This window comes from Saccharopolyspora sp. NPDC050389 (genome assembly GCF_040655595.1).
Classification (GTDB): Bacteria; Actinomycetota; Actinomycetes; order Mycobacteriales; family Pseudonocardiaceae; genus Saccharopolyspora.
On record NZ_JBFAKG010000114.1, the window covers coordinates 1 to 21,536 of the forward strand.

Here is a 21,536-nt window from a genome sequence, read left to right on the forward strand (position 1 = left end):
GTGTGGAGATCAACCTGAACGCCCTGCTCCTGGTGGCAACCCACCCTCACGTTCCCAACGAGGAACCACCGAACTCACGGGATGTCGCACACTTCGGCGCAGGTCCGCACGGCCGCGTGGTCGGCGGGTTCGAGCAGGTCGATCGCGTGCGGCGTGGCCAGCACGAGGCTCTGCCCGACCACGATGACCGGGCGTCCCCGCTGGCGCGCAGCGACCTGGAACTCCGCCAGCAATCGGCGCTGGGCGCGGGTCGAGCCGAGCTGGAGCCGGTCCTCGATGTCCCGGACCATCCGCCGGAGCAGCGGCGGGAACAGCCGGTTCTCCTCGCCAGAGCAGTCGCCGATGTCGAGGACGCCTTCGAGCCGGCGGGTGATCGGGTGGATGATCGGGTGGATGATCGGGTGCCCGTAGCAGGTGAACGAGCGGAACGCCGCGATGAAGTGGTCGGGCCCGCGCACCAGCAGCTCGCGCTTGGTCTCCAGCGGGGTGCCGATCGCATTGGTGCCCACCTGGTCCTCGCCGAGCTGAACGCCCGGCGCGATGCCGAGATCGGCGATCGCCCGCCCGGCCGAGCGGTCGGCGAACTGCACGTCGACGACGTGCGCGGTGTGGTTGGCGAGCACGAGCCCGACCGGAGCCCCGTCGAGTTCGGCCTTCGCCCGTTCCAGCACCGGGCCGGCCGCGCGGACCAGGCCGCTCTCGGCGGCGACCGAGCCGTGCGCGAGGCGCGGCGCGCCGTCTTCGCGCAAACCGCTCAGCCGCGAGCGGGCCCACGACGACGCGATCTCGGGTCGCGGTGGCGCGGCGGGACGCGGCGTAGTGCTTTGCACGCTGGACCACCTCATCGTCACCCTCAGAATGTGACTGACAACATAATATCTTATGCACAATACTGTCTACCCGCCGACGGTGTGCCACAGGTGACCCGAACGGCCGCACTACGAGTGCGTTCCGGGCCCTGCAATGGTTCGAAGCGCGGCGGCAGCGCAGGCGGCTCCGCCGCGGTTCAGAAGGGCTGAAAGCCGGATCGATAGAAAGGGCGAAGGTGCCGCCGCGGGGGTTGACGAACAGCACGGCGCACAGCTGGTAGCCGTTGGGTGGTCCGGGCTGAGGAACATGACGAGTATTGAGACATCTATCCCGTTGTGCGAAGCGGCATTTCATGTCCTGCCAGTGGATTTGGCCCACTGCCGACACTGCTGACCTGGGGTGGGCCATCTTCGATGGCAGAACGAGTGCGTGACAAGGTGGCCCGTTCGACTTCCCGTTGTGCGAAGCGGCATTTTATGTCCTCTGCGGCAGGCCGATAGCGTCGGATTCATGGAGTGGAACTTTCAGTCGGCCGAAGAGCTTTCGGCTGCCTTGCGTGCCGGTGAGGTGACCTCGGTGGAATTGACCGAGGAGGCGATCGCCCGTATCGAGCGGGACGACAAGGTGATCAACGCGATCTGTGTGCCGGACTTCGACCGCGCACGGGCTGCGGCGCGCTCGGCCGATGAGGCGCGGGCCTGTGGCGAGGACCGGCCGCTGCTCGGTATTCCGGTGACGGTCAAGGAGTCCTACAACATCGCCGGGCTGCCCACGAACTGGGGCATGCCGCCGCACCGCAACTACCTGCCGGCCGAGGACGCGGTACAGGTGTCGCGGCTCAAGGCCGCCGGCGCGGTGGTGCTCGGTAAGACCAATGTTCCGTTGGGGCTGCAGGATATCCAGAGCTTCAACGAGATCTACGGCACCACCAACAACCCGTGGGATCACGCTCGCACGTCAGGTGGATCCTCCGGCGGATCAGCGGCGGCCCTGGCGGCCGGATTCGGCGCGCTGTCCATCGGCTCCGACATCGCCGGCTCGCTGCGCACTCCCGCGCACTTCTGCGGTGTCTACGCACACAAGCCGACGCTCGGGCTGGCGGCGAACCGCGGCATGGTCTCTCCGTCCGTGCCAGCCTTGCCGGTCGACCTCGACCTCGCCGTCGTGGGCCCGATGGCGCGCACCGCCCGCGACCTCACACTCCTGCTCGACGTAATGGCCGGACCGGACCCACAGACGCTCGGCGTCGCATACGACGTGACGCTGCCGCCCGCGCGCCACGAACGGCTGTCCGACTTCCGGATCTTGGTCATCGACGAGCATCCGCTCATTCCGACCGGGTCCGCCGTGCGGGCGGGCGTGAACCGGGTGGCCGACGCGCTTGCCGACGACGGCGCCCGCGTCGAACGGCACAGTCCACTGCTGCCCGATCTGACCGAAGCCGCGACGATCTACACGCAGTTGCACTTCTCGGGCGCCGTCGCCGGTTATCCCGTCGAGGCGTACGAACAGCTGCGGACTCGCTCCGCCGGACTGAGCGCGGACGACCAGAGTCTGGACGCGGCGCGGCTGCGCGCCATGGTGTCCAGCCACCGTGACTGGCTCGAGGCGAACAACCGTCGCGAACTCCACCGCCACGGCTGGCGGCAGCTCTTCGCCGAGTTCGATGCCGTGCTCTGTCCGATCACGCCCACTCCCGCGTTCCCGCACGACCACAACGCCAATGTGTTTGAACGCCGAATCGACATCGACGGCGTCGAGTACCCGTACTTCGACCAGCTCGTCTTGGCGGGAATAGCCACCATGCCCGGCCTGCCCGCCACCGCCATCCCAACGGGCCTTACCCCCGAGGGGCTGCCGGTAGGAGTGCAGCTCATCGGTCCGATGTTCGAGGACCGCACCCCGCTACGGCTGGCGGAACTGCTCGAGCAGAAGATCGGCGGCTTCCAGGCACCGGAATAGGGCGTACTACCGGGTGTCCGTCGAGGACGAGGTGCGGATCACGACGAGATCCTCCGATTGCGCGCAGTCGCTGCGCTGGTGCGCCGTTTTCGCGCGAAAACGGCAGTCCGCGTGAGGGCGGGGTGGCGGTTTCGCGCGAAAACGCCACCCTGCCAGGCCTCAGGTGTCCCGGGGCGAGCTCGCCCGGAGCCCTTCTGAAACGACCCTAAGTCGGTGCAGACGGCCGAACGCTACAGGCATCTCGCGATCAGCCAATGGGACAAGGCCCATGTTGCCCTTGGCGAGCAGCGGAACTCCCGGCCGACACCGTCCTATCAGGACGGCACAGGTGACCTGGCCGTGAACGCTGCACCCCGTTTGTGCCCCGAAAACGGCTATGCGGCGGGAGCCTAGGGCGTCGATCTCTCATCCCGCCGCAAGTCAGGGGCGGCGGGTGTTCTGCTGGACCTGGCCTGGATCGCTGGGACCCGCCGGCGGATCGAGGAATGCTTCCAGCAGGCCGAGAACGACGCCGGACTCGACCACTACGAGGTCCGCTCCTGGCGTGCCTGGTACGCCCACGCCACGCTGTCGATGCTCGCCCACGCCTGGCCGGCGGTGACCCGATCCCGTGCGGCGAAAGGGGATCTGGCACCAGCGATCAGGGCATGATCGGCTTCACGCTACCGGAAGTCCGACGCCTGCTGGTCAACCTGGTCCTGCGCCCCGCGGCGAGCGTCGAGCACGTCTGGTCGTCGTCGTGCTGGCGCCGACGACGCCAGCACCAAGCCCGTCTCAGCCACTACGAACGACGCGGCTATCCACTCACCTGAGCGCCGTTGCACTACTAACTAGCCCAGTACGCGCCCGAGGAAGCCGCGCAGGTAACCCGCTACGACGTCCAGGTGGCTCTCCAACAGGAAGTGACCGCCGTTGATCAGGTGCACCTCCGCGTCCTTGGCGTCGCGGGCGAAGGCCCGCGCGCCCGCCGGGCCGAAGATCTCGTCGTTGCGGCCCCACACGGCGAGCACCGGGACCTCGCTGGTGCGCAGGAATTCGTGCAGCAGCGGGTAGAGCGGGCGGTTGTTCGGGTAGTCGCGGAACAGCGCCAGCTGGACCTCGTCGTTGCCCTCGCGGGAGACGAGGGCGAAGTCGTGCTCCCAGGTGTCCGGGCTGACCAGGCTCGGGTCGGGCACGCCGTGCACGTATTGCCAGCGGATGGCGTCGACGCTCAGCGCGGCGCGGACAGCGGGTTCAGTGCCGGGGCCAGGGTTCGCCCCGTACGCCCAGACGTCGGTCCAGAACGACTCGACGAAACCGTCCTCGTAGCCGTTGCCGTTCTGGGTGACGAGGGCGGAGATCCGTTCGGGGCGCTTGAGCGCGAGGCGCCAGCCGATGGGGGCTCCGTAGTCGTGGACGTAGAGGGCGTAGCGGTCCAGGCCCAGCTGGTCGAGCAGCCCGGAGGTGAGTTCGGCGAGGGCGTCGAAGGTGTAGGCGAACTCCCCCACGAGGGGGGCAGCGGAGTGGCCGAAGCCGAGGTGGTCCGGCGCGATGACGTGGTAGTCCCCGGCCAGCAGGGGGATGAGCTCGCGGAACATGAACGAGCTGGTCGGGTAGCCGTGCAGCAGGACGATCGCGGGGGCGTCGGCGGGGCCGGCTTCGCGGTAGAAGATCTCGTGGCCGTCGACGGTGGCGGTCCGGTGGTGCACCGAGCTCATTTCTAACCCCTTTAAAGGTTTAATACGGTTAGGTTCAGGTCATGGAAGCACGGGATGGGCTAACCTGTCAAACGACATTATCTGGTTAGAGAGAGCGGGGCCCGATGGACGCGCTGCTGGACCTGCTCAACAGCAGGCCACTGGTCAACGGCGAGGAACACGACGCGCTCGGCGACCCGGCCGGAGGGAGGCGCTGGGCGCGGGAGCACGGTGGCGAAGGCAGCCTCGCGGAGCTGGCGCTGCTGCGCGAGGCGCGGGACGCCCTGCGGGACGTCGTGTGCGGAGAAAGCTCGCCCGCCGCGTTGAGCCCGCTGCTCGAAGGGGTCCACCAGGTCCCGGAGTTCACTCCGGATGGTCTTCAGTGGACAGTCAAGACTCCCCCGCACGCCCGGCTGGCCGTCGAGGTGGTCCTCGCCTGGGCCGCCACCGAGAAGCAACTACCCGGCCGACTGCGCCCCTGCGCCAACGACGAGTGCCGGCTGTTCCTGCTCGACCGCAGCCGCGCCAACCGCGCCCGCTGGTGCTCGATGGCCGTCTGCGGCAACCGCGCAAAAGCACGCCGCCACTACGAACGCACCCGCTGAACCGTTCGCCACGCGCCGACACGCGCCCCCCACAAGCCGACACGCGTCTTCCACTCGTGCCGGTGTCCAGTGTACGGACGTCGGTGTGAACCGCCCGGTTTGTCGGCAAGTGCTCGGGAGCAGCTGTCCGGCGGCCAAGCGATGACCGTTGTCCGGGTGCCGCTCGGCGGCGGCAGGAATTCCCACGGCATTCCCGTGTACAGCACGAACAAGATCCCGCACACCCACCGCAGGCATGCCACACGGTCTCCAGCAGTCTCACAAGCTGGTTGCGGACGCCCTTCGCGTGACCGTGCGTCACGCCTCGTCGGCACCCGCAGAGCACCGCCCCGATCTCCAGTTCCCCCAACCCGAACACAGCCCGATCGCCGCGGCCGTTTGTCGATCGCGCACAACGGTGTCGTGGGTCTTGGGCGATGTTGGACATGGGCGGGGCGCCTTGGTGCTCTTAGTGTTCCGGGTCACGTACACCGCGATGCGAGGTGAATGGTGACTTTCGGATATCTGCCTTGGACTCGGCCAGGCCGGGACGCGCCGCGTCCTTGCTTGCGCGACGCGCGTCATGAGCACAGCTACGCCGAGGTCGTGCGCCGGGTCGACGCGGTCGCGGGTCAGCTTTCCGGCAGGGGGATCGGGGCCGGGGACGTGGTCGCCGTGATGCTCCCCAACCGCATCGAGCTGCTCCTGGTGCTCCTGGCCGCCTGGCGGCTCGGGGCGACCGCGACTCCGCTCAACCCCGTCTTCACCGCGAACGAGGCCGAGTACCAGCTGATCGACTCGGGCGCGAAGCTCGTCGTCAACGCCGGGCCGGACGCTCCCGCGGGTGGGCTGCCGTCGATCGCGGTGGACGACCTCGCCCAGCCGGGAGCGGCAGCCGAGCTCCCGCCGCACGATCCGCGGGGCGCGGATCTCGCGCTGCTGGTTTACACCAGCGGTTCCACCGGGCGTCCCAAGGGCGTGATGCTGACGCACGCGAACCTGCTCGCGATGGCGTCGATGATGGTCGATCACTTCAGGTTGACCGAGGCCGACCACTGCCTGCTGGTGCTGCCGCTGTTCCACGTCAACGCGATCTGCGTGAGCTTCCTCGCCAGCATGCTGGCCGGTGGGCAGCTCACCGTGCTCGAACGCTTCGGCCCGGAGCCGTTCCTGGCCGCGGTCGAGCGCTACCGGCCTACCTACTTCGCCGCTGTGCCAACGATTTACGCGCGGTTGGCGGAGCTGCCGGAGTCCGTCCGCGCCGACACGAGCTCGCTGCGCTTCGCCGTCTGCGGCGCCGCGCCGGTGTCGCGGGAACTGCTCGAACGCACCGAGGAGCGGTTCGGGTTCGTGCTGGTCGAGGGCTACGGGCTGACCGAGGGGACGTGCGCGTCGACGTGCAACCCGGTCGACGGCGTGCGGAAGCTGGGCACGGTCGGCCCGGCGCTGCCCGGTCAGCGGATCGCGGTGCTCGGCCCCGACGGCGAGCTCCTGCCCACCGGCGCGGTGGGCGAGGTCGTCATCTCCGGCCCGAACGTCATGGGCGGCTACCTGAACCGCCCCGACGACACCGCGGCGACGCTCGCCGGCGGCTGGCTGCGCACCGGCGACGTCGGGCGGATCGACGAGGACGGCTACCTCACCCTCGTCGACCGGATCAAGGACATGATCATCCGCGGTGGGGAGAACCTGTACCCCAAGGAGATCGAAGCGGTCCTGCACGGGCACCCGGACGTCCTCGAAGCGGCCGTCGTCGGGGCACCGCACCCCGTCTACGGCGAGGTGCCGGTGGCGTGGGTCGTCGCCTACCCGGGCACGTCTTTGACCGCCGAGGACCTGTTCGAACGCTGCCGGCGAGACCTCACCAAGGTCAAGCATCCGGTGGAGATCCACCTGGTCGACGAGCTGCCGAAGAACCCGGTCGGCAAGGTCGACAAGTTGCGCCTCCGCGAGTTGGCCGTGCACGCGTAGGCGATTTCCAGTTGGCATTCCCCGCCCGAACGCGGTTTCCGGGCGCGATCCGTCGTGCCCGGACGAGTTCGCTCGAGAGGTGAGAACAATGGGGTTCAAAACAGCCGATTTCCCGCCAGTGGACCTGGAGACCTTCCTGGACGAGCCCCTCCGGGAACGGTTGAAGGCCCTGGCCCTGCACTGGGTGCAGCACGGTTTCGGGTCGCCGAAGATGATTCCGGCGACATACGTGGTCAAGCTGGTCTTCCTCTACATCCTGGCAGGCACGGCACTGGCGACCTGGACTTCCGGAGTTGGGCCGTTCTGGGACGTGGGGAACTGGTGGAACGAGCCGGTCGTCTACCAGAAGCTGTTGCTGTGGACGGTTTTCCTCGAAGCGTTCGGCGTCGCCGGATCCTGGGGCCCGATCGCCGGCAAGTTCAAGCCCATGACCGGCGGCGTGCTCTTCTGGGCGAGACCGGGCTCGATCAGGCTGCGCCCGTGGCGGCGGGTGCCGTTCACCGGCGATGATCGCCGGACGGCGTTCGACGTCGTCCTGTACCTGGCGTTCCTCGCGAGCCTGCTGGTGGCCGTCGTGCTGCCCGGAGCGCCGAGCGCGTCGCTGAGCGCGGTGATCCCGGACAACACCTCCGGCCTGGTCGCCCCGGCGCTGCTGATCGCGCCGATCGTGCTCTACGTGCTGAACGGGTTGCGGGACAAGACGATTTTCCTGGCCGCCCGGGGCGAGCAGTACCTGCCGGCCCTGGTGTTCTTCGCCGCGCTGCCGTTCGTCGACATGATCGTCGCGGCGAAGTTGCTGATCTGCACGGTGTGGATCGGCGCCGGCATGTCGAAGTTCGGCCTGCACTTCACCAACGTCGTGCCGCCGATGGTGTCCAACAGCCCGTGCATGCCGGCCAAGTGGCTCAAGCGCGCGCACTACCGCGACTTCCCGCGCGACATCCGGCCCTCGGGTCTCGCGACGTTCATGGCGCACGTCGGCGGCACCACCGTCGAGGTCATCACGCCGCTGGTGCTGCTGTTCTCCACCAACTACTGGCTCACGCTCGCCGGCGTGACGCTGATGGTGGTGTTCCACCTGTTCATCACGTCGACGTTCCCGCTGGCCGTGCCGCTGGAGTGGAACATCCTCTTCGGCTACCTCTCGATCTTCCTGTTCCTCGGCTTCCCGGCCTGGGACGGCTACGGCATCGGCGACATGTCCTCGCCGTGGCTGACCGCCGCGATCGTCGCCGCGCTGGTGTTCTTCCCGATCCTGGGCAACCTGCGTCCCGACCTGGTCTCCTTCCTGCCGTCGATGCGGCAGTACGCGGGCAACTGGGCCTCGGCGCTGTGGGTGTTCGCCCCGGGCGCGGAGGAGAAGCTCAACTCGCTGCCGCACCGGCCGACGAAGAACCAGGTCGACCAGCTGCGGGCGATGGGCTATCCGCCGGTGGTCGCGGAGATCACGATGCAGCAGACGATCGCCTGGCGGTCGATGCACAGCCAGGGCCGCGGCCTGTTCTCGGTGCTGCTGAAGAACGTGCCCGATCTGGACCGGCGCACGGTGCGGGAGGCCGAGTTCGCCTGCAATTCGCTGATCGGCTTCAACTTCGGCGACGGCCACCTGCACGACGAGGACCTGGTCGGCGCGGTGCAGTCCCGCGTCGGGTTCGCCCCCGGCGAATGGCTCGTGGTGTGGGTGGAGTCGCAGGCGATCCACTCGAAGGTCCAGCACTACAAGGTGATCGACGCCGCGCTCGGCGTTATCGAGCGCGGCACCTGGAAGGTTTCCGACGCGGTGGCGGCGCAGCCGTGGCTGCCGGACGGGCCGATCCCGCTCGACGTCACCTGGACCCGCGACACCAGCCGCAGCGCACCCGATCCGGCGGTCCGCGCGACCGCCTGACGATTCGCACGGTGGCTTCCGGCTGGAAGACTCCGGGGTGGAGGGCGAGTCGGCTCGCCCTCCACCCGCCCAGGAAGCGCACGCATAGACCCTCGGGAGGGACTCCGATGAGCACCGCGACCGTGATCGGCAGCGGCCCAAACGGGCTCACCGCCGCCGCAGTCCTGGCCCGGGCGGGCGTCGACGTCACCGTGCTGGAGGCGGCGGACGAGATCGGCGGCGGCACCCGCACCGTCGAGGCGATCGTCCCCGGCCTGCTGCACGACCACTGTTCGGCGACACACCCGATGGCGGTCGGCTCGCACGTCCTGCGCGATCTGGGACTCGACCGCTACGGCCTGCGCTGGCGACTGCCGGAGATCGACTGCGCGCACCCGCTCGACGACGGCACCGCCGGCATCCTGCACCGCTCGGTGGCCGAAACGGTCGACGAGCTGGGGCCCGACGGCCGCCGCTGGCGCGCGCTGTTCGAGCGACCGGCCCAGGGATACGACGCGCTGAGCGAGGACATCCTTCGTCCGCTCCTGCGCCTGCCGCGGCATCCATTGCGGCTCGCCCGGTTCGGCATCCCGACGCTCCTGCCTGCCACGACGCTGGCTCGGGTGTTCCGCACCGAGCAGGCGCGGGCGCTGTGGCTGGGCGTGGCCGCGCACGCATTCCGGCCGCTGGATCTGCCGCTGTCCTCGGCGATCGGGCTCGGCATCCTGACCGCAGGCCACCGGCACGGCTGGGCGGTCGCCGAAGGCGGCTCGCGCGCCATCACGGACGCGCTGGCCGCACTGCTGCGCGACCACGGCGGGAAGATCGAGACCGGTGTCCGGGTCCGGTCGGCGGCGCAGCTCCCGCCGTCGGACGTCGTGGTGTGGGATGTCGCGCCGACCGCGGTCGCCGACGCGCTGGGCGACCGGCTGCCGTCACGTATCTCCCGTGCCTACCGCCGGTTCCGGTACGGGCCCGCCGCTTTCAAGGTCGACTTCGCGGTGGCGGGCGGAGTGCCCTGGGCCGCCGAGAAGGCCCAGCGGTCCGGCTCGGTGCATATCTGCGGTTCCCCGGCGGAGGTAGCCGCGGCCGAGCGGGCGGTGCACGCCGGACGCATGCCCGACCGGCCGTTCGTGCTGGTCGGACAGCAGTACCTCGCCGACCCGACGCGCTCGGTGGGCGACACGCATCCACTGTGGACATACGCGCACGTCCCGTACGGCTACACCGGCGACGCGACCGAAGCGATCATCGCGCAGATCGAGCGGTTCGCCCCCGGGTTCCGCGACCGGATCGTCGGCACCGCGGTCGGCACCCCGGCCGGATTCGCCCAGGGCAACGCCAATTTCGTCGGCGGCAACATCCTGACGGGCGCGAAAGACCTCCGGCAGGTGACCTTCGGTCCCCGCACCACCTTGCAGCCCTACGACGTCGGACTGCCGGGCCACTTCCAGTGCTCGGCGGCGACCCCGCCAGGACCGGGCGCGCACGGCATGTGCGGCGCCAACGCGGCCGCCCGCGCGCTACGCCACCTCCGACACTGATCCGCAGCTCGTTTTTCGCGGTGCTCGGCGAATCGCGTGCCAGGGCACCCGGAAGTCAGGGCTGGTCCGGCTGGTGGAGGACGCGCTCGCCGAGGAAGTGGCAGACCTCCAGGGCCAGGGCGACGTCCATCCGGTCGTAGGAGGTCGGGGTGCTGCCTTCGCCGAAGACCTTGTTCATCCGGTACTTCACCGTGTTGCGGTGCAGGTGCATCAGTTCCGCGGTCCGCGCGTAGTTCTCGCCGGTGCGGAAGAAGGTGCGCATCGTCTCCCGCAGCGTGGCGGCGTGTTCGTTGGCGACGGCGAGCTGGCCGAGCACGTCGCGCACCCATTGCCGGGTCTCGTCGATGTCCTTGGCGAGCATGGACACGATCGCGACGCCCTGGTCGCCGAACCCGACCGCCAGCGGCGTCCGGTCGCTCGGCGAGGCCAACGCCACTGAGCGGGCCGCCTGGGCCTGCGCGTGCGAGCGCCGGAATCCGGCGGTTCCGCAGCCGGGCAGGCCGAGCGCGATGCGGCACCCGCCGGAATCTTCGGCGAATCGGCGGACATCAGCCATGTCGATCGCCTCCGCGCTCCTCCCGCGCGGGATCCACGCCCACGCCGTGGAGCGGTCGATGGCGGTGACGATCGGCGGACCGCACGAGTTCCAGCGAACCGCGAGGGTTCGCGCGCGTTCTTCGAGGGTGCGCAGCTGATCGGTCGAGGAGTCGGGGCTCCAGATGATCGCGGCGATGTGGAACTGCCCGAGCCGGTAGCCCGTTTCGGCCTCGAAGGCCGCCGCGGGCACGGGCTGGTCGCTGAGGATCTTGTGGACCAACGAGGACTGGACGCTGCCGCGCGTGTTGTTCCAGCGCTTGCGCTCCTCCTCGTAGGCGTCGATGACGTACAGCGAGATCCAGTCGATGTACTGGTACACCACGCGCGAGATGTGGTGCAGCACCAGCAGTTGGGTGCCGGCCGGGCAGCCGAGCCGCTGCACCTCGCCGTAGACGCGCTGGATGAGGTAGTCCTGCCCCATGTGGTAGGCCCGCACCAGCGAGTTCCCGGGAATGTCGCGCTGCGCCAGGCGCAGCGCGTACTCCACCGCCGCCGTGGTCGGCTGCAGGTGCTCGATCGGGATGTGGTTGGTGAGCACGTGCACGATCGTCTTGATGTTGGCGTCGACGCTGGCCAGCAGCAGCTGCACCAGGTCGCCGTCGGAATCCAGCTTGTCGATGCGGTGCGCGAGCAGGTCGCTCATGTCCCGCGCGAGATGGGGCAGCTGGTCGTTGAGCCGCCGCGCGGTCTCGGAAACCAGCGACTTGATCTCCGGATCGGCCTCGCCCGTCATCGCGGACAACGCCCTCGACGCAGGTGGGGACAACGCTGTCACCTCCGTGCCTGCCCTGTGAGTTGTGAGGCACAAGCCTACGGCTCGGCGGCCCACCGCTCCATGGCATGCGGGCACAAGATCGGCAGACCCGTTGTGCACAACTGACAAACGTTGGTGCGCGAGCTCGGTCGCGATGGTGCTCGTCGCCTGGTGCTTGACCCAGGTCGCCTACAACGCCTTGTGCGCAGTGGAGATCGCGCTGGGCATGCACATCCTCGCCACCACCAAGAGCGTGCCGATGTTCCTGATCGCCGCGGCGATTCTCGGTGCAGGGCAAGGTATCTGCGCGGCGTGCGACTACGCCGTCCCGACAGCGGTTTGCGCTTGCTCATGGCTTGACGGTGTCCAGTGACGTCTCCGCGAGGAAGGTGACCTGACCGACAGCCAATGTTTTCTGACAAAAAATTTTGTCAAAGGCATGCTCGGTCTCATGTTGGAAGTTGCGGTTATCGACGAGCCGTCCGCGGCCGCGGTGACGCTGGAACCGGTACGTGCGCGGCTGCTGCACGAGCTCGCCGAACCTGGCTCGGCGTCGTCGCTCGCGGCCAAGCTCGGTCTGAGCAGGCAGAAGGTCAACTACTACCTGCGTGGCCTGGAAAAGCACGGCCTCATCGAGCTGGTCGAGGAGCGGCGCAAGGGCAACATGACCGAGCGCGTGATGCGCGCGACGGCCGGGGCCTACGTGATCTCGCCGTCGGCCTCCGGTCCGGTGGCGCCGGACCCGTCCCGCTCGCCGGATCGGCTCTCCGCCCGGTGGCTGCTGGCCGTGGCGGCCCGCCTGGTGCAGGACGTCGGCGCGTTGATCGGCGCCGGAGGCAAGGCGGGCAAACGGGTGGCCACCTTCGCCATCGACGGGGAGATTCGCTTCGCGGGCGCGGCGGAACGGGCCGCGTTCGCCCAGGATCTCTCCGACGCGGTCGCCGGACTGGTGGCGAAGTACCACGATGAGAGCGCCGCCGGGGGCCGCAGGCACCGGCTCGTGGTGGCGCTGCACCCTTCAATGGACCGAGTGGGAGAGGGACGAGATGGGGCGTGAATTCAAGCTGCCCAAGGAGATTGAGCTGCCCGCCTCGCCGGAGGAGGTCTGGCAGGCCATCGCCACTGGGCCCGGCCTGGCGGCGTGGTTCATGCCGATGGAGATCGACCCGGAGAGCTCCGAGGTCACCGAGTGGGATCCGCCGCGCAAGCTGACCATCCGCACCCCGGCGGCCGAGGACGGCTCCACGAACGCCTTCGAGTACCTGGTAGAGGGCAGGGACGGCGGGTCGAGCGTGCTCCGGTTCGTCCACAGTGGCGTCCTCGGTGACGACTGGAGCGACGAGTACGAGGGCATGACCAGCAGCGGCTGGGACATGTACCTGTTCACGCTCGCCCAGTACCTGCGGCACTTCGGCGGTCGTCCGGCGTCCTATGTGGAGGCGGAGGCGCCTGCGATCGGCGGATGGGACCGGCTGCGCCTGCTGCTCGCCCCGGCCCGGCTCGGCGAACAGGTGACGATCGACCTGCCCGGCGGACCGCAGCTCCGCGGCGAGGTGGACTACCTGACCGAGAAGTTCATCGGGCTGCGCACCGCGGATGAGCTCATCCGATTCCACGAACGGTCCGCGATCGGAATGCCGATCGCGGTCAGCGACCACCACTACGGCGAACTCGCCGACCCGAAGCAGCGCGCCGAGTCCTGGCAACACTGGCTCGCTGCCGCGATCGAAGAAGAGCAGGCATGACCGCGCAAACCCGCGGAAGCCGACGGCGTCGCTGATGTTCGAGGGAAGCGATGACGCTGCACGCCTCGGGTTGGCCGACTCGCAGATGTAGAGCGTCACCCGCTACGGCCGAAAGAGGCAGGCAGGGAGGACGTGCCGTGCGGCACGACACGTCCTCCCTGCCTGGGGCAGTCCATGCGGATCGACAACATCACGGGCACGGCAAGCACGTCTCCCAACGAGCCCGCCAGCGTGTTCTTTCAGGACGGACATTTCGATCGCAGCCATGAGCGATCAGCCGGAGTTGTGCGAGGTGTTCAGCGGGTGTGGACCGACACCGCGTAGTCGCCGTTGGCGAAGGGGGCTCGGTCCCAGGTGGCGAACCGGTCGGTCAGCGTGAGCCCGGCCGCCGCGGCGTGCGCGTCGTAGTCGGCGATCCGGTAGCCGCGGTCGAGGCTGAAACCGGCGATGAGCAGGCCTGCGGGGCGCACATGGCGGGCCACGCCCGCCACCAGCGCGGCTTGGGTGCCGGACGGCGTGAACAGCGGAACGTTGCCGGCCATGACGACCACGTCGAAGGTTCGCCCGAGGTCGAGCTCGGCCAGATCGGCCTGGACCCACGGGATTTCCGGGGCCAGGCGGTGGGCGGTGGTCAGCATCGAGCTGTCGAGATCGGCCCCGATGACCTCGATGTCGTGCCGAGCCAGTTCGATGGCCACGCGGCCCGTCCCGCAGCCGGCGTCGAGGACGCTCGCGGGGGAGAAGGAGCGGACGAAGCCTGCTTCACCGTGAACGTCCGCCCCGGAAGCCGCCAGCGCGTCGAAGCGCTGTTGGTAGTCGTCGCCGTCCCACTCGGCGGGTCCGTTCGGGGCGGTGACGCGTCCGGTTCCTTCAGACATGGCTCGATCTTCGCAGGCCGGGTCGCCGTCTGGCGGCTGCCCCCTGGGCACCTGCAAGTACTACCGGCAAGCCTGCGGCTCTTGGTAGTACTTGCAGGTGAGCGGCTCAGGCGACCGGATCCTCTTCCCGGGTTGCCCTGGTGTTTGCCGAGTCGGCCTCCGGCGCCTTCTGCGTGCGCTGCTCGGCTTCCAGTCGCTCCGCCTCCTCGCCGCCGATCGCTTCGCCGCGGGCGACGAGCCCGGCGACGTCCGACAGCGGGATCTGCTTGAGGACCAAGGCGAGGACGAAGGCGATGCCGATGAACGGCAGCAGATACCAGAAGACGGGCGCGAGGGCATCGGCGTAGGCCGTGACCACGCCGTCGCGGATCTCGTCGGGGAGCTGGCTCAGCGTCTTGGGATCGAGCGTCGCGGTCGCGGTCGAAGCGTCCGACGCCGAGGCACCAGAGGCGGTGAAGACCCCGGTGAGGTTCTCGGTGAGGCGGGTGGTGAAGATCGTGCCGAACACCGCGGTGCCGAGCGCGGCGCCGACCTCGCGGAAGTAGTTGTTGGTGCTCGTCGCGGTGCCGATCATGGCGGCGGGAACCGCGTTCTGCACGACCAGCACGACCACCTGCATGATGAGCCCGAGGCCCGCGCCGAAGACGAACAGGTAGACGCAGATCAGCCAGATCGGGGTGTCGGCGGCGAGCGTCGTCATCAGCATCATGGCGACGGCGGTGATGATCGTGCCGACGATCGGGAAGATCCGGTACCGGCCGGTCCTGGTGATCATGGCACCCGAGGCGATCGACGTGCCGAGAAGGCCCACCATCATCGGCAGGAGCAACAGCCCGGAGGCGGCCGCCGAGGTCCCCGACGACATCTGCAGGAACGTCGGCACGAACCCGATGGCGGCGAACATGCCGAGGCCCAGCGCGAGGCCGATCGCGGTGGCGTTCACGAAGATCGGGTTGCGGAACAGGCTCAGCGGAATGATCGGGTCCGCGGCGCGCGCCTCGGTGACGATGAACGCGACCGCCGCCGCGAGCAGACCGAGGCCCCAGGCCCACGTCTCGACCGCGGCCCAGCCGTGCGCCTTGTCGCCGCCGAAGTCGGTGAAGAAGATGAGGCACGTCGTGGCGATCGAGAGGAACACGACGCCGAGGATGTCGATCGGCTGGGTCGCCTTCTTGTTCGGCAGGGTCAGCGCCACGAGCGCGATGACGAAGGCGGCGATGCCGACCGGGATGTTGATGTAGAACGCCCACTGCCAGGTGAGGTGGTCGACGAAGAACCCGCCGAGCAGGGGGCCGCCGACGGCCGACAGGCCAAAGATGCCGCCGAGCGGGCCGAGGTACTTGCCGCGCTCGTTGGCCGGGACGATGTCGGCGATGATCGCCTGCGACAGGATCATGAGCCCGCCGCCGCCGAGGCCCTGCATGGCGCGGAACACCACGAACGCCCAGAAGTCGGTGGCGAACGCGCAGCCCACCGAGGCGAGCGTGAACAGCGCGATCGCGATGAGGAACAGCCGGCGCCGGCCGAGGACGTCGCCGAACTTGCCGTAGATCGGCATGACGATCGTGGTCGCGAGGAGGTAGGCGGTGGTGATCCACACCTGGTGCTCGACGCCGCCGAGGTCGCCGACGATGGTCGGCATGGCGGTCGCGACGATCGTCTGGTCGAGGCTTGAGAGCAGCATGCCCGCGATGAGCGCGCTGAAGATGATCCATATCCGCCGCTGCGTCAGCAGAAGCGGGGCGGGAGCGGTCGTGGTCATGATTTCCGTTCGGGGTCAGGGTTCGATGCGAAGAGGTCGCGGGCGGCGGCGAGCCGACGGGCGACGATCTCCGCGAAGGTGTCGGTGTTCGCCAGGGTGAGGAATTCCCGCACGGCGGCCGAGATCAGGGCGCGGATGATCTGCACGGCGGCGGCGGCGCGGAGATCACCGGAAGCGAGGCCCTCGCGATGCTCGACGAGCTCCACGTCGGATTGCTCGTCGCGCTGCATCTTCTCGACGAACCGGGTGAGCAGCCGGGGCTCGCGTTCGAACACTGCGAGAACGTCGCGGATGCTCTCTGCCGTGATGTCCGCGCGGTCCCAGCGCTGCACCGCCAGCTCGGCGAGGTCGTCGAGCAGGGTCGGCGAGAGCCCGGTGCTCGCGGGATTGTCGCGCGCCAAGAACTGGTCCGTGAGCGCGTCGTCGTCCTTGCGTGCGGTGATTCCCAGGACGGCGTCGTCCTTGGAGGCGAAGTAGTTGAAGAAGGTGCGGCGGGAGATGTCGACCTGTTCGCAGACTTCCTCGACGGTGAACCCGGACAGGCCGCGTTCAGCGGTCAGCCTGAGGGCTACGGAGGTCACCTGCGCGGCGGTCGCGGCCATTCGCCGTCCGCGCATGCTAGTTGCACGATTCATCTCATAGTGCATTATTGCACCCTCGCTTGCAGAGTGCATCGATACCCACCGTGCCCTCGACCGCACCCAACCGAGCGAGATCACCGACACCATCAGGGGTCCTGAGCCTCGGGGCAGAATCGGCCGTTGAGCGCCGGCCTCGCGCATCGCGGCATGCGGGCGCGCGATGTGATCACGCGGATGGCGAGTGTCTGCGCTGCGACTCGGCGTGGGTGCCGTCGTCCGTGCTTCATCATTCCCGCGTTCGTCTGGATGTGGGTGCCCGCCTCGAACGCGCCGTGCGGGACGAGCCGGATTCGGTGCCGCGCGGAGAGATGGAGTGCACCCGGCACTTCGAGGAGCGGTTCTGAAAGGAAGTACAAGGAGCTGAACATGCTCCCATTTGCTGCTGGATAGTGTGGGGATCATGGACAGTGTTGCGGGGCTTCGGTCGAGGTTGCGGGAGTTTGCGGCTACTCGAGATTGGGAGCAGTACCACACACCGAAAAACCTGGCGATGGCTCTCAACGGAGAAGCCGGCGAGCTGATCGCGGAGCTGCAGTGGCTCGGTGAGGGCGGAATCGAGGTGGCTCTGGCGGAGGGCGCTCTCAAGGAGCGGCTTGCGGACGAGGCCGCGGACGTGCTGCTCTACCTGGTTCGGCTGACGGACGTGTGCGGCATCGACCTGATCGAAGCCGCTTACGCGAAGATCGAGCGCAACGAGACCCGCTTCCCTCCGGCCGTCTGAGCAGGATCACCCCTCGATCTTGTTGTTCCAGATCCGACGCATCGGTAGACGCAGTCGGATGTCTTTGCTCAGCCGCAGATCTGTGATCACGCACCCCTGCCGGAAGATGTCCCCGTGCTCGTGGCGAAGCGTGGCGGCGGCATCTTTCGTGCGCGGTCCGGCCCAGCGAGGGCGTGAGTCTCGCTGGGCCGGTCTGGGTCAGTTGTTCCAGGTGAGTGGGAGTCTTTCCATTTCGTAGATGTTCGAGTTGGTGCGCATTGGGACTTCTTCCACCGGAATCGCCAGGCTCAGGTCGGGGAATCTGGTGACGAGCGCCGGGAGCGCCGTTCGCAGCTCGATTCGCGCGAGGTGCTGGCCGAGGCACTGGTGCACGCCGTGGACGAAGGTGAGGTGTCCCGTGGCGTTGCGACGCAGGTCCAGCGCGTCCGGGTTGGGGAACTTGGCCGGGTCTCGGTTGGCCGCGTCCATCGAGACGGCGACGCTTTCTCCCGCCTTGATCAGGCGGCCGTCGATTTCGGCGTCTTCCAGTGCGGCTCGCACCGTGCAGGGGCCGATTCCGGTGTAGCGCAGCAGTTCCTCGACGGCTCCGTCGGCGAGGTCCGGGTCGTCTCGCAGGGCGGCGAACTGGTCGGGGTTGATCAGCAGGGCGAAGGTGGCCATCCCGATCACGCTCGCCGTGGTGTGCAGGCCCGCGAACAGGAGGAAGGCGCCGAGCCCGAACAGCTCCTCGTCGGTCAGGTCGCTGGTGGTCAGCTCACTGAGGACGTCGTCGGTGGGGTTGGCGCGCTTGGCCAGGACGAGCTCGCTGATGTAGTCCTGCAGCCCCTTCATCGCGGCGATCTGGTCCTCCGGGGTGGCCCCGTCCCGCAGCACCACGCCGTCCGTGAGGTGCTGGAACTTCTCGCGATCGGTGTAGGGGACGCCCAGCAGCTCGCGGATCACCAGCGCCGGAATCGGTCGCGCATACAACTCCATCAGGTCCGCCGGAGACCCCTGCCGCTGCATCGCGTCCAGGCGCGCCGCGGTGAACTCCACCACCCGCCGACCGGATCTCCTTCCAGGTGCAGCAGCTTCGCCAGGTGCTGGGCGGCCGGTGCGATGTCTCGGTGGGCGAATGCCGCGGCGACGGTGCTGGCGAGCAGTCCGCGCGCCCCTGCGGTGTCGCCGGACGCGAGCCGGTTCGCCATCCTCGCCGAGGCGATCCGGGCCTCGATCGCCTCGACGGGCAGCGGCATCTCGCCGGCGAGCAGTGACATCCGGTCGAGCTTCCGGTCGGAGCGTTCCGGATGGCCCGAGCGGCGGTGGAATTCGGCCATGGCGACCAGGGTTTCGGCCTCCAGCAGCCGCTGGCCGCTGTCCCGGGCCTCCTGCTCGGCGGCGTCGATGTCATGCCGGGCGCCGTCGAGATCTCCGCTGCGCATCCGCTCGGCGGCAAGCCCGATCCGGAATGAGAACGCGTCCTGCGAGGCCAGCGCGAGGCTCCGTTCGAAGGCGGCGATCGCCTTGGCGTGGTCGCCGCAGACGGAGTGCACCTGCGCCTGGCCCGCCAGCACCATCGCCGTCCACAGGCGGTCACCCGTCTCCTCGAACCCGTGCAACGCGTGCGCCAGCGCGGTCGAACTGCCGTCCCAGTCGCCGCGATCGCGGTGGATGAACGCTTCCACCATGAACGTGCAGGCGGTGGCCCACCGATCGGATCGGGCGCGCACCTCCCGCATCTGGCGTGCGACCAGCTCGTCCAGGCCGAGGAAGTGCCCCACCGGCAGGGCCGCCAGCAGCAGCACGGGGTAGCGCTGGAACGCTCCGGTGCGCGCGCAGTCCTCGATCAGGGCGTGAGCCCGCTCGGCGTCGACCTTCGGCCCGCTGTCGCCGGCCATCAGATGGATCGCGGTGAATGCGGCGCGGGCGTCCTCGGGCAGCGCGTCGCCGAACTCGACCACCCTGGCCACGTAGTTCTCCGACCGCGCGTCGTAGCGCAGCGAGTTCCAGTACCAGTACAGCGGGCCGAGGATCTGCGCCGCAGTGCCCGGATCTCCGTCGTCGATGGCCGATCGCAGTGCGAACATCAGGTTGTCGTACTCGGCGTCGAAGATCAGCAGGGACTCCGGTTGCCGGGCGGAGCGCAGCAGCGGCTCGTGTTCCTCGGCCAACCCGGCGAAGTAGCGCGTGAATCGACCCCGGACCGACTCTTCTTCCCCGGCCTGCCGGAGTTTGTGCGCCGCATGGGCCCGGATGCTCTCCAGCATCCGGTATCCGTTACCGGCCTGCTCCACGATGGACTTCTCGACCAGCGCATCGAGCACGTAGCCGACGTCGTCGGCCGGCAGGTCCGCCGCATCCGAGCACACCGCCTCCGCAGCGGCGGCACCGGCTCCGGCGGGGAACACCGACATCCGCCGTGCCAGCAGCCTTTCCTGCTCGGTCAGCAGGTCCCAGCTCCACTCGATCACCGCGTGCAGGGTGCGCTGGCGCGGCTGTGCCGCCCTGTTTCCCGTGGACAGCAACCGGAACCGGTCGTCGAGCCGCCGCTCGATCTGCTCGGGACTCATCGCCCGCAGCCGCGCCGCGGCCAGCTCCAGGGCGAGCGGCAGGCCGTCCAGCCTGCGCACCACGTTCACCACGGATTCCACAGTGGACCGGTTCAGCTGCGAAGCCGGGCCGCACGGCCGCCGCGCGGTCGACGAACAGCCGCACCGCGGCCGACCCGGCGGCGTCGGCCGGGTCCGCGCGGTGCCGCGGCAGGTCGAGCGGCCCGAGGCGGCACAGCGCCTCGCCCATGACCTCCAGCGACTCCCTGCTGGTGGCCAGGACGGTCAGCCGTGGCTGCCGCTCCAGCAGCTGCCGGCCGAAGTCCGCGGCGGCCTCGATGACGTGCTCGCAGTTGTCCAGGACGAGCACGGCCTCTCCGCCACCGAGCAGCTCGACCACCCGGTCCAGCGGATCGCCCGGGCCGCCGCCGGCGAGCCTGCCGTCCGGGGAGCTGAGCACGCCGAGTACCGCGTCGGCCACGCTGCCCGGTCCGCTCACGCCGGCGAGCGGGACCAGCCACAACCGGCCGCGCCGGTGAGCCCGGTGCCGGGACGCCGCCTCCACGGCCAGCCGGGTCTTGCCCACTCCGCCGGGACCGAGGATCGTCACCAGCCGGGAGGCTTCCATCAGTTCGGCGAGCAGCTTCAGCTCGTCTTCTCGGCCGATGAACGTGGTCAGCAGCGCGGGCAGGCGGCCCGGTGCCGATTCGGGCCGCGCCGCCGGCCGGCCCGTCCCGCCGCGGAGCACGGCCAGATGGGCCTCCCGCGCCTCGGCCGAAGGGTCGACGCCGAGCTCGTCGGCGAGCGTGTGGCGAAGCTTCTCATGCACGGCCAGGGCGTCGGCCTGGCGTCCGGCCGCGTGCAGCGCGCGCATGCGCAACGCGGCCAGTCGTTCCCGGAGCGGGTGTTCCGCTGAGAACGCCTCCCGGTCGGCCAGGATCTCGGCGTGGTGCCCCAGTCGCAGCTCCGCTTCGAAGCGGTCTTCGACGGCGTCGATCCGGAGTTCCTCCAGCCGCGCGCTGGTCCTGGTGGCGAACGGCGCGTCGAGCACATCGGCGAGCGCGGCTCCCTGCCACAGCGCGAGTGCCGCGCCGAACGAAGCGGCTGCCTCCTGCGGTGCGCCCGCGGCGAGCTCGCGCCTGCCCCGCACGGCCAGCTCCTCGAACCGGTGCGCGTCGACGTTCTCCGCCGGAACCGCGAGCCGATAACCCGTCCCCGCCGACTCCAGCGTCCCGGCGTCCCCCAACGCCTTTCGCAGTCGGTACACCAATGCGTGCAGTGCGTTGACCGCGTCCGCCGGCGGATCGTCGTACCAGAGGTCGTCGATGAGCGAACCGGTCGACACGCTCTCACCGGCGGTCAGCGCGAGCTTCGCCAGCAGCATGCGCGGCCTGGCACCCGGAACGCGGATCGCGGTCCCGTCGTCCTCGTAGGCCTCGACCGGCCCGAGCACCGTTACCCGCATGGTCTCCAGTCCTTCACATCGCCCGTCGTCC

At 69.2% G+C, this 21,536-nt stretch carries 19 protein-coding genes and 1 pseudogene; 11 read left to right on the forward strand and 9 right to left on the reverse strand.

Going from position 1 to position 21,536, the window contains the following annotated elements; genetic code table 11:
- Window positions 1-74: 74 nt before the first annotated feature.
- Window positions 75-830, reverse strand: a complete 756-nt coding sequence (locus AB0I53_RS43075; protein ID WP_358615245.1) for a hypothetical protein — start codon at window positions 828-830, stop codon at window positions 75-77.
- A 490-nt stretch (window positions 831-1,320) separates the two neighbouring features.
- Between AB0I53_RS43075 and AB0I53_RS43080 the strand changes: the two genes are divergently transcribed.
- The 3 genes and pseudogenes from AB0I53_RS43080 (at window position 1,321) to AB0I53_RS43090 (ending at window position 3,584) form a co-directional block, all read left to right on the forward strand.
- On the forward strand, window positions 1,321-2,772 hold the full coding sequence (locus AB0I53_RS43080) for an amidase (protein ID WP_358615293.1): 1,452 nt from the start codon (window positions 1,321-1,323) through the stop codon (window positions 2,770-2,772).
- Window positions 2,773-3,210: 438 nt separating this feature from the next.
- A pseudogene (locus AB0I53_RS43085) lies at window positions 3,211-3,423 on the forward strand (IS701 family transposase); the annotation flags it as partial.
- Window positions 3,420-3,584 (forward strand): hypothetical protein, encoded by a 165-nt coding sequence (locus AB0I53_RS43090; RefSeq protein WP_358615247.1) that lies wholly within the window; start codon window positions 3,420-3,422, stop codon window positions 3,582-3,584. The pseudogene AB0I53_RS43085 and the gene AB0I53_RS43090, both read left to right, overlap by 4 nt.
- Window positions 3,585-3,602: 18 nt before the next feature.
- On the opposite strand, the gene AB0I53_RS43095 is transcribed toward AB0I53_RS43090, so the two are convergent.
- Window positions 3,603-4,469 carry an alpha/beta hydrolase gene (locus AB0I53_RS43095; protein ID WP_358615249.1) on the reverse strand — a complete coding sequence of 289 codons (867 nt, stop codon included), beginning with the start codon at window positions 4,467-4,469 and terminating at the stop codon, window positions 3,603-3,605.
- Window positions 4,470-4,573: 104 nt separating this feature from the next.
- On the opposite strand from AB0I53_RS43095, the gene AB0I53_RS43100 reads away from it, so the two are divergent.
- From AB0I53_RS43100 to AB0I53_RS43115, 4 genes are all read left to right on the forward strand, one after another.
- Entirely contained in the window at window positions 4,574-5,053 is a 480-nt protein-coding gene (locus tag AB0I53_RS43100; RefSeq protein WP_358615251.1) for a CGNR zinc finger domain-containing protein, read from the forward strand.
- A 546-nt stretch (window positions 5,054-5,599) separates the two neighbouring features.
- Window positions 5,600-7,003 carry an AMP-binding protein gene (locus tag AB0I53_RS43105; protein ID WP_358615253.1) on the forward strand — a complete coding sequence of 468 codons (1,404 nt, stop codon included), beginning with the start codon at window positions 5,600-5,602 and terminating at the stop codon, window positions 7,001-7,003.
- An 88-nt stretch (window positions 7,004-7,091) separates the two neighbouring features.
- Complete coding sequence (locus tag AB0I53_RS43110) at window positions 7,092-8,891, forward strand: DUF3556 domain-containing protein (protein ID WP_358615255.1); 1,800 nt, start codon at window positions 7,092-7,094, stop codon at window positions 8,889-8,891.
- A 107-nt stretch (window positions 8,892-8,998) separates the two neighbouring features.
- Window positions 8,999-10,414 (forward strand): NAD(P)/FAD-dependent oxidoreductase, encoded by a 1,416-nt coding sequence (locus AB0I53_RS43115; protein WP_358615257.1) that lies wholly within the window; start codon window positions 8,999-9,001, stop codon window positions 10,412-10,414.
- Window positions 10,415-10,469: 55 nt separating this feature from the next.
- Here AB0I53_RS43115 and AB0I53_RS43120 read toward each other — a convergent pair whose 3' ends face one another.
- Complete coding sequence (locus AB0I53_RS43120) at window positions 10,470-11,777, reverse strand: helix-turn-helix domain-containing protein (RefSeq protein WP_358615259.1); 1,308 nt, start codon at window positions 11,775-11,777, stop codon at window positions 10,470-10,472.
- Between the two features lie 142 nt (window positions 11,778-11,919).
- Between AB0I53_RS43120 and AB0I53_RS43125 the strand changes: the two genes are divergently transcribed.
- The 3 genes from AB0I53_RS43125 (at window position 11,920) to AB0I53_RS43135 (ending at window position 13,510) form a co-directional block, all read left to right on the forward strand.
- Window positions 11,920-12,138, forward strand: a complete 219-nt coding sequence (locus AB0I53_RS43125; protein ID WP_358615261.1) for a hypothetical protein — start codon at window positions 11,920-11,922, stop codon at window positions 12,136-12,138.
- Between the two features lie 78 nt (window positions 12,139-12,216).
- Complete coding sequence (locus AB0I53_RS43130; RefSeq protein ID WP_358615263.1) at window positions 12,217-12,822, forward strand: helix-turn-helix domain-containing protein; 606 nt, start codon at window positions 12,217-12,219, stop codon at window positions 12,820-12,822.
- Window positions 12,812-13,510 (forward strand): SRPBCC domain-containing protein, encoded by a 699-nt coding sequence (locus AB0I53_RS43135; RefSeq protein WP_358615265.1) that lies wholly within the window; start codon window positions 12,812-12,814, stop codon window positions 13,508-13,510. The genes AB0I53_RS43130 and AB0I53_RS43135 overlap by 11 nt, the downstream gene beginning before the upstream one ends.
- A gap of 296 nt (window positions 13,511-13,806) precedes the next feature.
- Here the strand turns inward: AB0I53_RS43135 and AB0I53_RS43140 are convergent, their stop codons facing one another.
- From AB0I53_RS43140 to AB0I53_RS43150, 3 genes are all read right to left on the reverse strand, one after another.
- Window positions 13,807-14,388, reverse strand: a complete 582-nt coding sequence (locus tag AB0I53_RS43140; RefSeq protein ID WP_358615267.1) for a class I SAM-dependent methyltransferase — start codon at window positions 14,386-14,388, stop codon at window positions 13,807-13,809.
- Between the two features lie 106 nt (window positions 14,389-14,494).
- Entirely contained in the window at window positions 14,495-16,150 is a 1,656-nt protein-coding gene (locus tag AB0I53_RS43145; protein WP_358615269.1) for an MDR family MFS transporter, read from the reverse strand.
- A complete protein-coding gene (locus tag AB0I53_RS43150) occupies window positions 16,147-16,797 on the reverse strand; it encodes a helix-turn-helix domain-containing protein (RefSeq protein WP_358615271.1) in 651 nt (216 codons plus the stop codon). Before AB0I53_RS43150 ends, AB0I53_RS43145 begins: the two co-directional genes overlap by 4 nt.
- Window positions 16,798-17,281: 484 nt before the next feature.
- On the opposite strand from AB0I53_RS43150, the gene AB0I53_RS43155 reads away from it, so the two are divergent.
- Window positions 17,282-17,512 carry a MazG-like family protein gene (locus AB0I53_RS43155; protein WP_358615273.1) on the forward strand — a complete coding sequence of 77 codons (231 nt, stop codon included), beginning with the start codon at window positions 17,282-17,284 and terminating at the stop codon, window positions 17,510-17,512.
- Between the two features lie 198 nt (window positions 17,513-17,710).
- Here AB0I53_RS43155 and AB0I53_RS43160 read toward each other — a convergent pair whose 3' ends face one another.
- The 3 genes from AB0I53_RS43160 to AB0I53_RS43170 are packed head-to-tail and all read right to left on the reverse strand — an operon-like array spanning window position 17,711 to window position 21,505.
- Complete coding sequence (locus AB0I53_RS43160) at window positions 17,711-18,550, reverse strand: cytochrome P450 (protein ID WP_358615275.1); 840 nt, start codon at window positions 18,548-18,550, stop codon at window positions 17,711-17,713.
- Complete coding sequence (locus tag AB0I53_RS43165) at window positions 18,487-19,758, reverse strand: tetratricopeptide repeat protein (protein WP_358615295.1); 1,272 nt, start codon at window positions 19,756-19,758, stop codon at window positions 18,487-18,489. The genes AB0I53_RS43160 and AB0I53_RS43165 overlap by 64 nt, the downstream gene beginning before the upstream one ends.
- Before the next feature lie 10 nt (window positions 19,759-19,768).
- Window positions 19,769-21,505 (reverse strand): BTAD domain-containing putative transcriptional regulator, encoded by a 1,737-nt coding sequence (locus AB0I53_RS43170; protein WP_358615277.1) that lies wholly within the window; start codon window positions 21,503-21,505, stop codon window positions 19,769-19,771.
- Between the last annotated feature and the right edge of the window lie 31 nt (window positions 21,506-21,536).

Bases quoted from the DNA above. Each gene is read 5' to 3' on its own strand.
- AB0I53_RS43080 (WP_358615293.1), top strand. From the start codon at position 1,321: ATGGAGTGGAACTTTCAGTCGGCCGAAGAGCTTTCGGCTGCCTTGCGT.
- AB0I53_RS43090 (WP_358615247.1), top strand. From the start codon at position 3,420: ATGATCGGCTTCACGCTACCGGAAGTCCGACGCCTGCTGGTCAACCTG.
- AB0I53_RS43095 (WP_358615249.1), bottom strand. From the start codon at position 4,469: ATGAGCTCGGTGCACCACCGGACCGCCACCGTCGACGGCCACGAGATC.
- AB0I53_RS43100 (WP_358615251.1), top strand. From the start codon at position 4,574: ATGGACGCGCTGCTGGACCTGCTCAACAGCAGGCCACTGGTCAACGGC.
- AB0I53_RS43110 (WP_358615255.1), top strand. From the start codon at position 7,092: ATGGGGTTCAAAACAGCCGATTTCCCGCCAGTGGACCTGGAGACCTTC.
- AB0I53_RS43115 (WP_358615257.1), top strand. From the start codon at position 8,999: ATGAGCACCGCGACCGTGATCGGCAGCGGCCCAAACGGGCTCACCGCC.
- AB0I53_RS43125 (WP_358615261.1), top strand. From the start codon at position 11,920: ATGGTGCTCGTCGCCTGGTGCTTGACCCAGGTCGCCTACAACGCCTTG.
- AB0I53_RS43130 (WP_358615263.1), top strand. From the start codon at position 12,217: ATGTTGGAAGTTGCGGTTATCGACGAGCCGTCCGCGGCCGCGGTGACG.
- AB0I53_RS43135 (WP_358615265.1), top strand. From the start codon at position 12,812: ATGGGGCGTGAATTCAAGCTGCCCAAGGAGATTGAGCTGCCCGCCTCG.
- AB0I53_RS43140 (WP_358615267.1), bottom strand. From the start codon at position 14,388: ATGTCTGAAGGAACCGGACGCGTCACCGCCCCGAACGGACCCGCCGAG.
- AB0I53_RS43145 (WP_358615269.1), bottom strand. From the start codon at position 16,150: ATGACCACGACCGCTCCCGCCCCGCTTCTGCTGACGCAGCGGCGGATA.
- AB0I53_RS43150 (WP_358615271.1), bottom strand. From the start codon at position 16,797: ATGCACTATGAGATGAATCGTGCAACTAGCATGCGCGGACGGCGAATG.
- AB0I53_RS43155 (WP_358615273.1), top strand. From the start codon at position 17,282: ATGGCTCTCAACGGAGAAGCCGGCGAGCTGATCGCGGAGCTGCAGTGG.
- AB0I53_RS43165 (WP_358615295.1), bottom strand. From the start codon at position 19,758: ATGCTGGAGAGCATCCGGGCCCATGCGGCGCACAAACTCCGGCAGGCC.
- AB0I53_RS43170 (WP_358615277.1), bottom strand. From the start codon at position 21,505: ATGCGGGTAACGGTGCTCGGGCCGGTCGAGGCCTACGAGGACGACGGG.